The 15,045-nt window shown below is 62.6% G+C and carries 12 protein-coding genes and 1 pseudogene; all 13 read left to right on the top strand.

Annotated features, from left to right (window positions below):
- The first annotated feature begins 31 nt into the window (after nt 1-31).
- The 13 genes and pseudogenes from EGM97_RS14415 (at nt 32) to EGM97_RS14355 (ending at nt 15,017) form a co-directional block, all read left to right on the top strand.
- On the top strand, nt 32-1,531 hold the full coding sequence (locus tag EGM97_RS14415) for an NAD(P)H-hydrate dehydratase (protein ID WP_238965315.1): 1,500 nt from the start codon (nt 32-34) through the stop codon (nt 1,529-1,531).
- Complete coding sequence (tsaE, locus tag EGM97_RS14410; protein ID WP_238965316.1) at nt 1,519-1,989, top strand: tRNA (adenosine(37)-N6)-threonylcarbamoyltransferase complex ATPase subunit type 1 TsaE; 471 nt, start codon at nt 1,519-1,521, stop codon at nt 1,987-1,989. The genes EGM97_RS14415 and tsaE overlap by 13 nt, the downstream gene beginning before the upstream one ends.
- On the top strand, nt 1,989-3,419 hold the full coding sequence (locus EGM97_RS14405; RefSeq protein WP_053155649.1) for an N-acetylmuramoyl-L-alanine amidase: 1,431 nt from the start codon (nt 1,989-1,991) through the stop codon (nt 3,417-3,419). Before tsaE ends, EGM97_RS14405 begins: the two co-directional genes overlap by 1 nt.
- Nucleotides 3,416-5,329, top strand: coding sequence for a DNA mismatch repair endonuclease MutL (mutL, locus tag EGM97_RS14400; protein WP_238965317.1), 1,914 nt, complete (start codon nt 3,416-3,418; stop codon nt 5,327-5,329). The genes EGM97_RS14405 and mutL overlap by 4 nt, the downstream gene beginning before the upstream one ends.
- Nucleotides 5,329-6,300, top strand: a complete 972-nt coding sequence (gene miaA, locus EGM97_RS14395; RefSeq protein ID WP_238965318.1) for a tRNA (adenosine(37)-N6)-dimethylallyltransferase MiaA — start codon at nt 5,329-5,331, stop codon at nt 6,298-6,300. Before mutL ends, miaA begins: the two co-directional genes overlap by 1 nt.
- A 91-nt stretch (nt 6,301-6,391) precedes the next feature.
- Nucleotides 6,392-6,652, top strand: a complete 261-nt coding sequence (hfq, locus tag EGM97_RS14390; protein ID WP_053155644.1) for an RNA chaperone Hfq — start codon at nt 6,392-6,394, stop codon at nt 6,650-6,652.
- Nucleotides 6,653-6,664: 12 nt separating this feature from the next.
- Nucleotides 6,665-7,966, top strand: a complete 1,302-nt coding sequence (hflX, locus tag EGM97_RS14385) for a ribosome rescue GTPase HflX (RefSeq protein ID WP_053155642.1) — start codon at nt 6,665-6,667, stop codon at nt 7,964-7,966.
- 85 nt (nt 7,967-8,051) lie between these two features.
- Nucleotides 8,052-9,215 carry an FtsH protease activity modulator HflK gene (gene hflK / locus EGM97_RS14380; protein WP_238965319.1) on the top strand — a complete coding sequence of 388 codons (1,164 nt, stop codon included), beginning with the start codon at nt 8,052-8,054 and terminating at the stop codon, nt 9,213-9,215.
- Nucleotides 9,215-10,084, top strand: coding sequence for a protease modulator HflC (gene hflC / locus EGM97_RS14375; protein ID WP_053155638.1), 870 nt, complete (start codon nt 9,215-9,217; stop codon nt 10,082-10,084). The genes hflK and hflC overlap by 1 nt, the downstream gene beginning before the upstream one ends.
- Nucleotides 10,085-10,398: 314 nt before the next feature.
- The gene (locus EGM97_RS14370; protein WP_238965320.1) at nt 10,399-11,586 is read left to right on the top strand and encodes an ATP phosphoribosyltransferase regulatory subunit; all 1,188 of its coding nucleotides are present in this window, start codon (nt 10,399-10,401) and stop codon (nt 11,584-11,586) included.
- A 54-nt stretch (nt 11,587-11,640) separates the two neighbouring features.
- A complete protein-coding gene (locus EGM97_RS14365) occupies nt 11,641-12,933 on the top strand; it encodes an adenylosuccinate synthase (RefSeq protein ID WP_238965321.1) in 1,293 nt (430 codons plus the stop codon).
- Nucleotides 12,934-13,013: 80 nt separating this feature from the next.
- A pseudogene (locus tag EGM97_RS14360) lies at nt 13,014-14,111 on the top strand (methyl-accepting chemotaxis protein); the annotation flags it as partial.
- Nucleotides 14,112-14,132: 21 nt separating this feature from the next.
- On the top strand, nt 14,133-15,017 hold the full coding sequence (locus EGM97_RS14355; protein ID WP_477788816.1) for a methyl-accepting chemotaxis protein: 885 nt from the start codon (nt 14,133-14,135) through the stop codon (nt 15,015-15,017).
- The last annotated feature ends 28 nt before the right edge of the window (nt 15,018-15,045 follow it).

Genomic DNA, 15,045 nt, shown 5'->3' with positions numbered 1-15,045 from the left:
AATTCTGCCAGACATCGGAGCCCGAAGACGCATGCCGCACACTAAAGATGATTTTCCCGACGCGCTGTACAGTGCCGCGCAGATCCGGGCCCTCGACGCACAGTTGATCGCGGCAGGTACCAGCGGCTTCGAATTGATGCAGCGCGCCGCCCGTGCCACCTGGCGGGCGATCGTCCGGCGCTGGCCAAAGGCCGGTGAGCTGACCGTGATGACCGGCCACGGCAATAACGCCGGCGATGGATTTCTGGTGGCGACCCTGGCCCGCCGTGCCGGCTGGTCGGTGCGAGTGCTGACGGTGGGCGAGCCTCGTCGCCTGCAGGGCGACGCTGCCATTGCCCATGCCGAGGCCGTGGCGGTGGGCGTGCCGCTTGAAGCATGGACCGACGAATCCGAATTGCGTGGCGTGCTGCTGGACGCCTTGCTCGGCACGGGCTTGAGTGGCGATGTGCGTGAGCCCTATGTGCGAGCAATCGACACGATCAACGTCAGTGGGCTGCCCGTCACCGCGGTCGATATCCCTTCCGGCCTGTGCAGCGACACCGGACGTGTGCTGGGTACGGCGGTCACGGCTGACCTGACGGTAACGTTCATTGGCCTGAAGCAAGGCCTGTTCACCGGCGATGCGGCGGACCGAGTCGGCGAGCTGGTCTTTGATGACCTGCATGCCGATCCGGATCTCGTTGAATCGGCGGCGTTCAGTGCACGATTGCTCTCACAAAAAAATCTGCCTCGTCTGACGCCTCGCGCACCCACTTCCCACAAGGGCTCGTTCGGTCACGTCCTGTTGATCGGCGGCGACCGGGGGTTTGGCGGAGCGATCCTGATGAGCGCTGAAAGCGCCCTGCGTTGTGGCGCAGGAATGGTTTCCGTGGCGACCCGCAGCGAACATGTCTCGGCGTCGCTGACGCGTTTGCCGGAGGTCATGGTGCAGGGCACTCATTCGGCGAATCAGTTGATGGGGCTGCTGGAGCAGGCTGACGTACTGGTGGTCGGTCCCGGATTGGGGCAAGCCGCCTGGGGGCGCAGCCTGTTGTCGGCGGTGGCCAATGCGCCGTTGCCGCAAGTGTGGGACGCCGACGCGCTGAACCTGCTGAGCACCGATGCTGTCAGCTTGCCCGAGCACTGCGTGATCACTCCGCATCCGGGGGAGGCGGCACGGCTTCTGGAGATTTCCACCGCCCAGGTGCAGGCCGACCGGCCGGCAGCGGCCCTGGCGTTGAGCAAGAAATACACCGCCACGGTGATCCTCAAGGGCGCCGGCAGCCTGATTGCCAGCCCGGACGGTCGCCTGGCCGTTTGCAGTCAGGGCCATCCGGCCATGGCGACCGCCGGCCTGGGGGACGTGCTGGCTGGCGTGGTTGGCGCCTTGCTGGCCCAAGGCATGGAAGGCTTCGAGGCCGCGTGCCTGGCGGTCTGGCTGCACGCCAATGCCGGTGCGCAAGCCGGCCGGTCGGGCCGTGGCCTGGCGGCGACCGATCTGATCCCGGCCATTCGTCAGTTGTTGGAGGAGCAATCACCTTGCCTGAAGTAACCCTGTACGTGGCTGACGAGCAAGCCATGACGCAATTCGGTGCCCGCATTGCACGTACTACGGCAGGCCACGGCCTGATTTTTCTCGAAGGCGACCTTGGCGCGGGCAAGACCACGCTGTCCCGGGGCATCATTCGCGGCCTCGGGCATGTCGGCGCGGTAAAAAGTCCTACGTTCACACTGGTAGAGCCCTACGAAATCGGTGATATCCGCGCCTTCCATTTCGATTTGTATCGGTTGGTGGACCCTGAGGAGCTGGAGTTTCTCGGCATCCGTGATTATTTCGAAGACGACGCCTTGTGCCTGATCGAATGGCCCTGCAAGGGTGCAGGCTTTTTGCCAAAGCCTGACCTGACCATTACCATTGGCGCGCAGAATGGCGGGCGTTCGGTGAAACTGACCCCGCAAGGCTCGCGTGGCGAGTCGTGGTGTGCCGAGTTGGCACTGGAAACTAATTGATGATGGGGTTTGGTATGCGCTTTCGCGCGGTGGTTGCTGTCGTAGGACTGTTGCTTACGGCACTGGCCGTCGATGCTGTGGCTGAGACGAAGGTCAACAGCGTTCGCCTCTGGCGGGCGCCGGACAATACTCGGCTGGTGTTCGACCTGACGGGCCCGGTACAGCACAGCGTATTTACCCTGACCGCCCCGGATCGCCTGGTGATCGACATCAATGGCGCGTCCCTGGGCGCGCCGCTGAACGTGGCCACCGCCAACACGCCGATTACCGCGATGCGTTCGGCCCAGCGCACGCCGACCGACCTGCGGGTGGTCATCGACCTGAAAAAAGCCGTGACGCCGAAAAGCTTTACCCTGGCCCCCAATGCCCAGTACGGCAACCGGCTGGTGGTGGACCTGTTCGACAACCCGGCCGATGCCGCACCGCCGCCACCGCCGCCGACCAATGTCGCCACGGTCCCGGCGGTACCGGTGACGCCTGCCGAACCTGCAATCAAGCTGCCGCCGGCCCCTGCCGGCAAGCGTGACATCATCGTGGTGATCGACGCCGGCCACGGTGGCGAAGACCCGGGGGCCTCGGGCTCGCGCGGGCAGCGGGAAAAAGACGTGGTGCTGTCCATCGCCCGCGAACTGCAACGCCAGGTCAACGGCATGAAAGGCTTCCGCGCCGAATTGACCCGTACCGGTGACTACTTCATTCCATTGCGCGGCCGTACCGAGATCGCCCGCAAGAAGGGCGCCGACCTGTTCGTCTCCATCCATGCCGACGCTGCCCCTTCGGCAGCCGCGTTCGGGGCCTCGGTGTTTGCGTTGTCCGACCGTGGCGCCACGTCCGAGACGGCCCGCTGGCTGGCCGACAGCGAAAACCGTTCCGACCTGATTGGCGGTGCCGGCAACGTCAGCCTCGACGACAAGGACCGGATGCTTGCCGGCGTGTTGCTCGACCTGTCGATGACGGCCTCGCTGACGTCCAGCCTGAACGTCGGCCAGAAGGTCCTGAGCAACATCGGTCGTGTCACGCCGTTGCACAAGCAGCGCGTCGAGCAGGCCGGGTTCATGGTGCTGAAGTCGCCGGACATCCCGTCGATCCTGGTGGAAACCGGTTTCATCTCCAACGCCAACGAAGCTTCCAAACTGACGTCCTCCAGTCATCAGCAGGCGCTGGCCCGGTCCATCAGCAGTGGCGTGCGGCAATTCTTCCAGCAGAACCCGCCGCCGGGCACCTACATCGCCTGGTTGCGTGATTCCGGCAAGATTGCCCAAGGCCCGCGGGACCACCGGGTCACCCCTGGCGAAACCCTGGCGATGATCGCCGTTCGCTACCAGGTATCGCCCGCGCTCTTGCGCAGCGCCAACAACCTCAAGAGCGACGAGCTCAAGATCGGCCAGACCCTGACCATCCCCGGCAATGAAGTGGCGGCCCAGCAATGAGTGATGAAGTGATTGGCGGCAACGCCCGCATTGAGCTGCTCAGTCCCCGGCTGGCGAACCAGATCGCCGCTGGCGAGGTGGTCGAGCGCCCGGCGTCGGTCATCAAGGAACTGCTGGAAAACAGCCTCGATTCCGGTGCCCGGCGCATCGATGTGGATGTCGAGCAGGGCGGCGTCAAGCTGCTGCGGGTGCGCGACGACGGCGGCGGTATTCCCGCCGATGACCTGCCGCTGGCACTGGCGCGTCACGCCACCAGCAAGATCCGCGACCTGGAAGACCTCGAACGCGTCATGAGCCTGGGGTTCCGTGGCGAGGCCCTGGCGTCCATCAGTTCGGTGTCGCGCCTGACCCTCACCTCGCGCACCCGTGATGCCGAGCAGGCATGGCAAGTCGAGACCGAAGGCCGGGACATGGCTTCCCGGGTCCAGCCCGCTGCTCACCCGGTGGGCACCTCGGTGGAAGTGCGCGACCTGTTCTTCAACACCCCGGCCCGACGCAAGTTTCTAAAGGCCGAGAAAACCGAATTCGATCACCTGCAGGAAGTCATCAAGCGCCTGGCCCTGGCGCGTTTCGACGTGGCCTTCCATTTGCGCCACAACGGCAAGACCATCCTCAGCCTGCACGAGGCCCGTGACGATGCCGCCCGCGCCCGGCGCGTGGCGGCGGTGTGCGGCTCGGGTTTCCTGGAGCAGGCATTGCCCATCGAGGTGGAGCGCAATGGCTTGCACCTGTGGGGGTGGGTCGGGTTGCCGACCTTCTCCCGCAGCCAGGCGGATTTGCAGTACTTCTATGTGAACGGCCGGGCCGTGCGCGACAAGCTGGTGGCTCACGCGGTACGCCAGGCTTATCGCGATGTGCTGTTCAATGGTCGGCATCCGACCTTCGTATTGTTCTTCGAAGTCGATCCGTCGGTGGTGGACGTCAACGTGCACCCGACCAAGCATGAAGTGCGCTTTCGCGATGGGCGCATGGTGCACGATTTTCTTTACGGCACCCTGCACCGTGCCTTGGGCGATGTGCGCCCGGAAGACCAGTTGGCTGCGCCGGCTGCGGTGGCGGGCATGGTTCGCCCGACCGGCCTGGAAGCTGGCGAGTTCGGTCCCCAGGGAGAGATGCGCCTGGCAGCCAATACCTTGCTGGAGCAACCTCAATCCCAACCGAACTACAGCTCGGCGGGCAGCGGTGCAAGCAGCGGCTATCAGTATCAATACACCCCGCGTCCGCAGTCGAGCGTGCCGGCCGCCGAAGCCCAGGCGGCCTATCGGGAGTTTTTCAAACCCCTGCCTGAAACCGGCGCCCCGACGCTGCCCGATGAGCAGGGCGATGTCCCACCGCTGGGCTATGCCCTGGCGCAGCTCAAGGGTATCTATATTCTCTCGGAAAACGCTCAGGGCCTGGTCCTGGTGGACATGCACGCGGCCCACGAGCGGATCATGTATGAGCGGCTGAAGGTCGCCATGGCCAGCGAAGGCCTGAGCGGCCAGCCGTTGTTGGTGCCTGAATCCCTGGCTGTGAGCCAGCGCGAAGCCGATTGCGCCGAAGAGCATGCGAGCTGGTTCCAGCGCCTGGGCTTCGAGCTGCAGCGCCTGGGTCCGGAAACCCTGGCGATCCGGCAAATCCCGGCGTTGCTGAAACAGGCCGAGGCCAATCGCCTGGTCAGCGACGTGCTGGCGGACCTGATGGAGTACGGCACCAGCGACCGGATCCAGGCGCACCTGAACGAACTGCTCGGCACCATGGCCTGCCACGGCGCAATCCGCGCCAACCGGCGCCTGGCCCTGCCGGAAATGAACGGCCTGCTGCGGGACATGGAAAACACCGAGCGCAGCGGTCAATGCAACCATGGCCGGCCGACCTGGACCCAACTGGGCCTGGACGACCTGGACAAACTGTTTCTGCGCGGTCGTTGATGAGCCAGTTGCCACCCGCCATATTCCTGATGGGGCCGACCGCCGCCGGCAAGACCGACCTGGCCATCGAGCTGACCAAGGTCTTGCCTTGCGAGTTGATCAGTGTCGATTCGGCGCTGGTCTATCGGGGCATGGACATCGGCACCGCCAAGCCATCGAAAGCACTGCTGGCCGAGTTTCCCCATCGGTTGATCGACATCCTCGACCCGGCCGAAGCCTACTCGGCCGCCGATTTCCGTCGCGACGCCCTCCAGGCCATGGCCGAGATCACCGCACGGGGCAAGATCCCATTGCTGGTGGGCGGTACGATGCTGTATTACAAGGCCCTGGTCGACGGGCTGGCCGACATGCCCGCGGCGGACCCCGAGGTGCGCGCGCAGATCGAAGAAGAGGCCGCACGCCTTGGCTGGCAGGCGTTGCACGAGCAATTGGCAGTCATTGACCCGGTGTCGGCAGCCCGTATTCACCCCAACGACCCGCAGCGCCTCAGCCGGGCCTTGGAAGTTTATCGGGTCAGCGGCCAGAGCATGACCGCCCTGCGCCAGCGACAATCTGCGCAAAGTACTGAAGCAGCCGCTTCGGGACTGCAACAATTGCCCTATACTGTCGCGAGTCTGGCCATCGCTCCGGCGAACCGGCAAGTGCTGCATCGGCGAATTGAACAAAGATTCACATTAATGTTGGAACAGGGATTCATCGACGAGGTCGTAGCCCTGCGTGAGCGAAGTGACCTGCATGCCGGGTTGCCGTCTATACGTGCGGTGGGTTATCGACAGGTCTGGGATTACCTGGACGGCAAGCTGACGTCAGCCGAGATGCGGGAGCGTGGGATCATTGCCACGCGCCAGCTGGCCAAGCGCCAGTTCACCTGGTTACGCAGTTGGACTGACCTGCATTGGCTCGACAGCCTCGATTGCGACAATCTGCCACGCGCCTTGAAATACCTCGGGACCATCTCCATATTGGGCTGAGTCCTTGCAATTGCCGTCTATCCTTGGGGGTGTGACGGCCCAAGCCATCTGATTCCGTTTTTTATTATTGATCCTTAAAGGAGTGCGGCACATGTCAAAAGGGCATTCGCTACAAGACCCTTACTTGAACACTTTACGTAAAGAGAAAGTTGGGGTGTCCATCTATCTGGTCAACGGGATCAAGCTGCAAGGTACGATCGAGTCTTTCGACCAGTTCGTGATCCTGCTGAAGAACACCGTCAGCCAGATGGTCTACAAACACGCTATCTCGACAGTCGTGCCGGTTCGTGCAATTCGTCTGCCAAGCGCAACCGAATCCGATGGCGGTGACGCTGAGCCGGGTAACGCCTGATAGGAGTCTCCTTTGTTCTTTGAGCGCCACGGTGGTGGTGAACGGACTATTCTCGTTCACTTGGAAGGACAGGACCCTGAGGCGCGCGAAGATCCGCAGGAGTTTCAGGAATTGGCACTTTCGGCCGGCGCCGAGACCGTCGCGTTTTTCAACGTGCCGCGTCATCGGCCAACCGCCAAGTTCCTGATCGGCAGTGGCAAGGTCGAGGAGTTGCGCGACCTGGTCAAGGCCGAACAGGTCGATCTGGTGATTTTCAATCACATCCTCACGCCCAGTCAGGAACGCAACCTCGAACGTGTCTTCGAGTGCCGCGTGATTGATCGAACCGGGCTGATCCTCGATATTTTCGCCCAACGCGCCCGTACCCATGAGGGCAAGCTCCAGGTCGAACTGGCCCAGCTCGAGCACATGAGCACCCGGCTGGTCCGTGGCTGGACTCACCTTGAGCGGCAAAAGGGCGGTATCGGCCTGCGTGGTCCAGGTGAAACCCAACTGGAAACCGACCGGCGTCTGCTGCGGGTCCGCCTGCGCCAGATCAAAGGGCGCCTGGAAAAGGTCCGCAGCCAGCGCGAGCAGTCGCGCCGTGGCCGCAAGCGCGCAGACATCCCGACGGTTTCGCTGGTGGGCTATACCAACGCCGGCAAATCCACGCTGTTCAATAATGTGACCGAATCGGACGTCTACGCCGCCGACCAGTTGTTCGCCACCCTCGACCCGACCTTGCGCCGGCTTGACCTGGACGACCTCGGGCCGATCGTGCTGGCCGACACCGTGGGTTTCATCCGGCACCTGCCGCATAAGCTGGTCGAGGCTTTCCGGGCTACGCTCGAAGAGTCGAGCAACTCCGACCTGCTGCTGCATGTGATCGACGCCGCCGAGCCGGATCGTATGTTGCAGATCGAACAGGTCATGGTGGTGCTGGGCGAGATCGGGGCCCAGGACTTGCCGATCCTCGAGGTATACAACAAACTCGATTTGCTCGAAGGCGTGGAGCCGCAGATCCAGCGCGATGCCGATGGCAAGCCGCAGCGGGTCTGGTTGTCGGCCCGGGACGGTACCGGCCTCGATCTGCTCAAACAGGCCGTGGCCGAGCTGCTGGGCGACGATCTGTTTGTCGGCACCTTGAAGCTGTCGCAACGTTTCGCCCGGCTGCGTGCCCAGTTCTTCGAGTTGGGGGCCGTGCAAAAAGAAGAACACGACGAAGAAGGCACCTGCCTGCTGGCGGTACGCCTGCCTCGATCGGAGCTGAACCGTCTGGTCAGTCGCGAAGGGCTGCAACCGATGGAGTTCATCGAGCAACACACTTTGCAATAAAAGCCTGAGAACGCTGTGTCAGGCATTCTGTAGCATTGGTCGGCGCGCCGAGGGTGCGTCTTTGCTTTATCAGATGGAGAGCGCTATGGCTTGGAATGAGCCGGGTGGCAACTCGAATAATCAGGATCCCTGGGGTGGCAAGCGTCGTAACAATGGCGATCGCAAGGGGCCTCCGGATCTCGACGAGGCCTTCCGCAAGCTGCAGGAAAGCCTGAACGGTTTGTTCGGTGGTGGTAAAAAACGCGGTGACGATGGCGGTCGGCCAGGCAAGAGCGGCGGTTTTGGCCTGCTCGGCATCGGCCTGGTCGTGCTCGCGGCTGTCTGGCTGTACAGTGCGGTCTACGTCGTGGACGAGCAGGAGCAAGCCGTGGTGCTGCGCTTCGGCAAGTACTACGAAACCGTCGGCCCGGGCCTGAACATCTATTTCCCGCCGATCGATCAGAAATACATGGAGAACGTCACGCGTGAGCGTGCCTACACCAAGCAGGGCCAGATGCTGACCGAAGATGAAAACATCGTCGAGGTTCCACTGACCGTGCAGTACAAGATCACCAACCTGCAAGACTTCGTGCTGAACGTCGACCAGCCGGAAGTCAGCCTGCAACATGCGACCGAAAGTGCCTTGCGCCACGTGGTGGGTTCCACCGCCATGGACCAGGTGTTGACCGAGGGTCGTGAGTTGATGGCCAGCGAAATCAAGGAGCGCCTGCAGCGGTTCCTCGACACCTATCGCACCGGCATCACCGTCACCCAGGTCAACGTGCAGAGCGCCGCGGCGCCACGCGAGGTCCAGGAAGCGTTCGACGATGTGATCCGTGCCCGAGAGGACGAACAGCGTTCGCGCAACCAGGCCGAGACCTACGCCAACGGCGTCGTGCCCGAAGCTCGTGGTCAGGCCCAGCGCATCATCGAAGATGCCAACGGTTACCGCGACGAAGTGGTTTCCCGTGCCAAGGGTGAGGCCGACCGCTTCACCAAGTTGGTGGCCGAGTATCGCAAGGCACCTGAGGTGACCCGCCAGCGTCTGTACCTGGAAACCATGCAGGAAGTCTTCAGTAATACCAGCAAAGTCCTCGTGACCGGCAACAAGAACGGCCAGAGCAACCTGCTGTACCTGCCGCTGGACAAGATGATCGAGAGCGGTCGTACCACCAGTGCGCCGCCGGCCGGCATGGCGCCCGCCAACAATGAAGCGAATACCCGCCCGGCGGTTGAGCAACAGCAAGCACGTACCAGGGAGAGTCGCTGATGAGCAATAAATCGCTGATCGCCCTTATTGTCGGCGTCGTCGTGGCGATCGCAGCCTGGAACTGCTTCTACATCGTGTCCCAGACCGAACGTGCGGTGTTGCTGCAATTCGGTCGCGTGGTGGAGACGGATGTCCAGCCAGGTCTGCATGTGAAGGTGCCGTACGTCAACAAGGTGCGCAAGTTCGACGCCCGCCTGATGACGCTGGATGCGCCGACGCAACGTTTCCTGACGTTGGAAAAGAAAGCGGTCATGGTCGATGCCTACGCCAAATGGCGCGTGAAGGATGCCGAACGCTTCTACACTGCGACGTCCGGCCTCAAGCAGATCGCTGACGAACGCCTGTCCCGTCGCCTGGAGTCGGGCCTGCGTGACCAGTTCGGCAAGCGCACACTGCATGAAGTGGTATCCGGTGAGCGTGATGCGCTCATGGCCGACATCACCCGTTCGCTGAACGCGATGGCGGAGAAGGAACTGGGTATCGAAGTGGTCGATGTCCGGGTCAAGGCCATCGACCTGCCGAAGGAAGTGAACCGCAGCGTGTTCGAACGGATGAGCACCGAGCGCGAGCGTGAAGCCCGCGAACACCGCGCCAAGGGTAATGAGTTGGCCGAGGGCATCCGTGCCGACGCCGATCGTCAACGTCGCGTACTGCTGGCCGAAGCCTATCGTGAATCGGAAGAGGTTCGCGGTGATGGTGACGCCCAGGCCGCTGCGATCTACGCCAAGGCCTACGGTCAGGATCAGGAGTTCTACGCGTTCTACCGTAGCCTGAACGCTTACCGTGAAAGCTTCGGACGTAAATCCGATGTGCTGGTTCTGGACCCGAGCAGCGACTTTTTCCGCTACCTGGAAAAGACCAAGCCTTGATACAGCGTTGACTCGAGATACTCCGCCTGGCGGCTAAAGCGTCGGGCGGGGTGATCCTTTGGGAAAACGAGTGTATGATGCGGCAGCCGGGAAATTCCCGGCTTTTTTGCGTCTGCACGTTCGATTGCGGTTATCGATGGCAGGCGTCGGGTTGAACGACTCGACAGGTTTTTCGAGGAAAGTGCTGGACGAGGCCGATTCCGGGTCATTCGTCACGTCGCTCTTGCGCGTTGTTTGTGCATGGGCCGAGCATTTTCTGCTTCACTCAAGGCTTGCCCGAAGGCTGGCCGCCCGGACCATAGGGGAATGGCGTAATGGCAACGGTAGACCGCTGGCTGCTGCCAGATGGCATCGAAGAAGTACTGCCACCGGAAGCTGCGCGTATCGAAGTAGCGCGTCGGCAGGTGTTGGATCTGTTCCAGAGCTGGGGTTACGAGTTCGTCGTCACCCCTCATATCGAGTACCTGGAATCCCTGCTGACCGGCGCGGGCCAGGACCTGGACCTGCGTACCTTCAAGGTCGTTGACCCGCAGTCGGGTCGGCAGATGGGCTTTCGGGCCGACATCACGCCGCAAGTGGCACGCATCGACGCTCACACCTTGCGCCGGGAAGGGCCGAGTCGCCTTTGCTATGCCGGTAGTGTGTTGCATGCCCAGCCCCGTGCCTTGTCATCTTCCCGTAGCCCGATCCAGTTGGGTGCCGAGTTGTACGGTGATGCCAGCCCGAGCAGTGACGTGGAAGTCATCAGTCTGATGCTGGCCATGCTGCAACTGGCCGACGTACCGGATGTCCACATGGACCTCGGCCACGTCGGCATCTATCGCGGTCTGGCTCGTGCGGCCGGTCTGTCCGGTGAAGTGGAGCAGCAGTTGTTCGACGCTTTGCAGCGCAAAGCCATCGACGAAGTCATCAGCCTGACCGAAGGCCTCCCCGCCGATCTGTCCGACATGCTGCGGGCACTGGTGGACCTGTGCGGTGGTCGCGAAGTGCTGTCCGCTGCCCGCGAGCGCCTGGCCCACGCGCCAGCGGCTGTCCTGGCAGCCCTGGATGACCTGCTGGCGATTGCCGAGCGTCTGTCGGTACGTTTCCCGGAGCTGCCCTTGTACTTCGACCTGGGCGAGTTGCGCGGTTATCACTATCACACTGGCGTGGTGTTCGCGGTATTCGTACCGGGCGTGGGCCAGTCCATCGCCCAGGGCGGCCGTTACGATGACATCGGCGCCGACTTCGGCCGCGCCCGTCCGGCGACCGGCTTCTCTACTGATTTGAAAACCCTGGTGACCCTGGGGCGTGCTGAAGTCGAGTTACCGTCCGGCGGTATCTGGATGCCTGACAGTACGGATGCGGCTCTTTGGCAGACGGTCTGCCAGTTGCGCAGTGAGGGTCAGCGTGTCGTCCAGGCGTTGCCTGGGCAGCCTTTGGCCGCCGCCCGTGAAGCGGACTGCGACCGGCAATTGATTCAGCACAACGGGCTTTGGCAGGTACTGCCGCTGGCTTCTTGAGTTTTCCTGCCGGCCGCGGCCGGCACCAAGTTTGCGCGAATGAGGACAAGTGTTATGGGTAAGAATGTCGTAGTCCTGGGCACCCAGTGGGGTGATGAGGGCAAAGGCAAGATCGTCGATCTGCTGACCGAACATGCTGCCGCCGTAGTGCGCTACCAGGGTGGCCACAACGCAGGTCACACCCTGGTGATCGACGGTGAGAAAACCGTCCTGCACCTGATTCCATCGGGCGTGCTGCGCGAAGGCGTACAGTGCCTGATCGGCAACGGTGTCGTGGTGGCTCCCGACGCGTTGCTGCGGGAAATCGTCAAGCTGGAAGAGAAAGGCGTACCGGTGCGCGAGCGTCTGCGTATCAGCCCATCCTGCCCGCTGATCCTGTCCTACCACGTTGCGCTGGATCAGGCCCGTGAAAAGGCCCGCGGCGAGATGAAGATCGGTACCACTGGTCGCGGTATCGGCCCGGCCTATGAAGACAAAGTGGCTCGCCGCGGCCTGCGCATCGGCGACTTGTTCCACCGCGAGCGTTTCGCCGCCAAGCTGGGCGAGTTGCTGGACTACCACAACTTTGTCCTGGTCAATTACTACAAAGAGCCAGCCATCGACTTCCAGAAGACCCTGGACGAGTGCATGGAGTACGCCGAGCTGCTCAAGCCAATGATGCTCGACGTCACGGCCGAGCTGCATGAGCTGCGTCGCGCCGGCAAGGACATCATGTTCGAAGGCGCCCAGGGTTCGCTGCTGGATATCGACCACGGTACCTACCCATACGTCACCAGTTCGAACACCACCGCAGGCGGTATCGCCACCGGTTCGGGCTTCGGTCCGATGTATGTGGATTACATCCTGGGCATCACCAAGGCCTACACCACTCGCGTGGGTTCGGGTCCGTTTCCGACCGAGCTGTTCGATGACGTCGGTGCCTTCCTGGCCAAGCGTGGTCATGAGTTCGGTGCCACCACCGGGCGTGCCCGTCGTTGCGGTTGGTTCGATGCTGTCATCCTGCGCCGCGCCATCGATGTCAACAGCATCTCGGGCCTGTGCCTGACCAAGCTGGACGTGCTGGACGGCCTGGAAACCATCAACATCTGTGTGGGCTACAAGAACCAGGACGGCGCTGTCATCGACGCACCGACCGACGCTGACAGCTACATCGGCCTGGAGCCGGTGTACGAACAGATGCCGGGCTGGACCGAGTCCACCGTGGGTGCCAAGACCCTGGAAGAGTTGCCAGTGGCGGCCCGCAACTATATCCAGCGTCTCGAAGAGCTGGTCGGCGCGCCGATCGACATTATTTCGACGGGGCCGGATCGCAACGAAACCATCGTTCTGCGTCACCCGTTCGGTTGATAAGTCGTTGATGTAAAAAACAAAGGACCCTTGATTGGGTCCTTTGTTTTTTCTGGCTACCGCGCGGCACGACACTTGCTATGAATCTCCATTATTGGCGCTTCTTTGCAAGTGCCATCAATTTAATGGCGTTGGTAGAGGGATTTCACGTGTCGGCCGTTCTCTCACTGTTACAAAGCCGTTTGCTACGGCCTGTGTTCGTTACGCTTGGTATCGCCCTTTTGGTGCAAGTGCTGGTGGCTGTGGCGCTGACCCGGAGCACGGTCACGGCGCTGGAGGCTGACCTGAGTTCGCGCCTGGGGGCCGATAGCCAGAAGCTTTCCGGTGAGCTGGAGCAGGCTGGGCGCGAGGTGACTTCAAGCCTGGACAGCCTGTCCGCCAGTACGCGTCAGCGCCTGAATGCCGGCTTGTCTGTGCGCTTGAAGGAAGAGCAGGCGCAGTTGCGTGGCACTCTGGAAAAAGACCTGAGAGAGTCCGCCAATGATATGGCGCAGCTCCTCGCCTCCGTCGCTCCCCGGGCCATGTGGGACAGCGACATCCCGACGCTCTCCGAATTCGCCCGCCGAGCGCAGCGCAATCCCAACGTGTTGTTCGTCATCTATGACGATGCCAATGGCGAGCACCTGACCCGTTATCTGAACCGGGAGAACGCGATCAACAAGGCTTTGCTGGAAAAGGGCAAGGGCGAGCGGGCGTTGGACAAGGTGCTGGATGCGGCGAAAAACGATCCCTCTGTCTATTACATCGAGGCGCCGATCAACCCCAATGGCGTGGAAATCGGCAAGGTGTTGATGGGGGTTTCCACTGCATCGGTGGAAACCGACCTGAAGGCGCTGGACCAGCGTTTCTCGGCGTTGATTGCCAGTAGTGATCAGCTGGTCGGTGACAGCCTCAAGGGGGCGGCGGCCGACAGTGCCACCGCCATGCGTGGCCGGTTGCAGTCGGCGCAGGCCACTGCCACCGAAATGCAGACCAATACCGCCAGCACCGTGCAGCAGGCCGCGAATACCTTGCGCTGGCGCATCGGCCTTGGCCTGGCGCTGGTAGGCTTTGGCGTGCTGGTGCTGTTGGCCGTGGTATTGGGGCGTCGGGTCGTCAACCGCTTGAGGCTGTTGATCGCGGCAATGAACGATCTGGCGGCGGGTGAAGGTGATCTGACCAAGCGCGTGCAGATCAACAGCAAGGACGAGATTGGCGACATGGCCTCGGCGGTCAATCGCTTTGTGGACAAGTTGCAGCCCATCGTACGGGAGGCGGGTGAGGTGGCCCAGCGCACGGGGCTCGAGATCGGTGCGATGACGCTGCGTAATTCCGGCGCCGACGCGGCGGCCGGGATGCAGCGCGATGAAGTCGCCGAGAGTCTGCAAGCCTTGTCCCAGATGGCCGACGAGGCTCAATCGGAAAGCCAGGCAATGCAGGCAGCCTTGCAGCAAGTGGTGGAGATCCGCCAGGCCACCGATGAGACCACTCGAACATCGGCCAAGGTCGGTAGCCTGATCGAGGCGTTGGCCGGGCAGGTGGACACAGGGGCCAAAGTCATCGAGCGGTTGGCCCAGCAGAGCGAGCAGATCGAAGTTGTGCTGACGGTGATCCACGGTATCGCCGAGCAGACCAACCTGTTGGCCCTGAACGCGGCTATCGAGGCTGCGCGGGCCGGGGAGACCGGGCGGGGGTTTGCGGTGGTTGCGGACGAGGTGCGGGCGCTGGCAAGCAAGACCCAGAGTTCGACTGGCGATATCCAGGCCCATATCGTGGCGTTGCAGCAAGGTGCCCGCGAAGCGGTGGCTGCGATTGGCCAGGCCGGGCGCCAAGCCAACGAGGGACTGTTGGTCTTGCGAGACAGTGCTCGCTTGCAGCAGTCGGTGCAAGCCTCCGTGGAGCAGGTGCACGCGGCCATCGGTCTGGCGACCCAGGCGGCCGCTCATCAGGCCCAGGGCGCGCAAGCCGTGCGCGGGCGAGTGGAAACCATCCATGCTCAGGCCGAGAAAGCCGCCCAGGCCGTGGTCGAGACAACGGCCAGCGGTAAGGTGCTGGACAGCCTGGCCGCACAGTTGAAGGCGAGCCTGGGGCAGTTCAGGGCCTGATTGCTGGCGGTCTGGCCTCATCGCGAGC

Origin of the sequence: Pseudomonas sp. AF32 (assembly GCF_022342325.2) — a bacterium.
GTDB lineage: Bacteria > Pseudomonadota > Gammaproteobacteria > Pseudomonadales > Pseudomonadaceae > Aquipseudomonas > Aquipseudomonas uvaldensis.
This window is presented reverse-complemented; position numbering and strand designations above follow the sequence as displayed.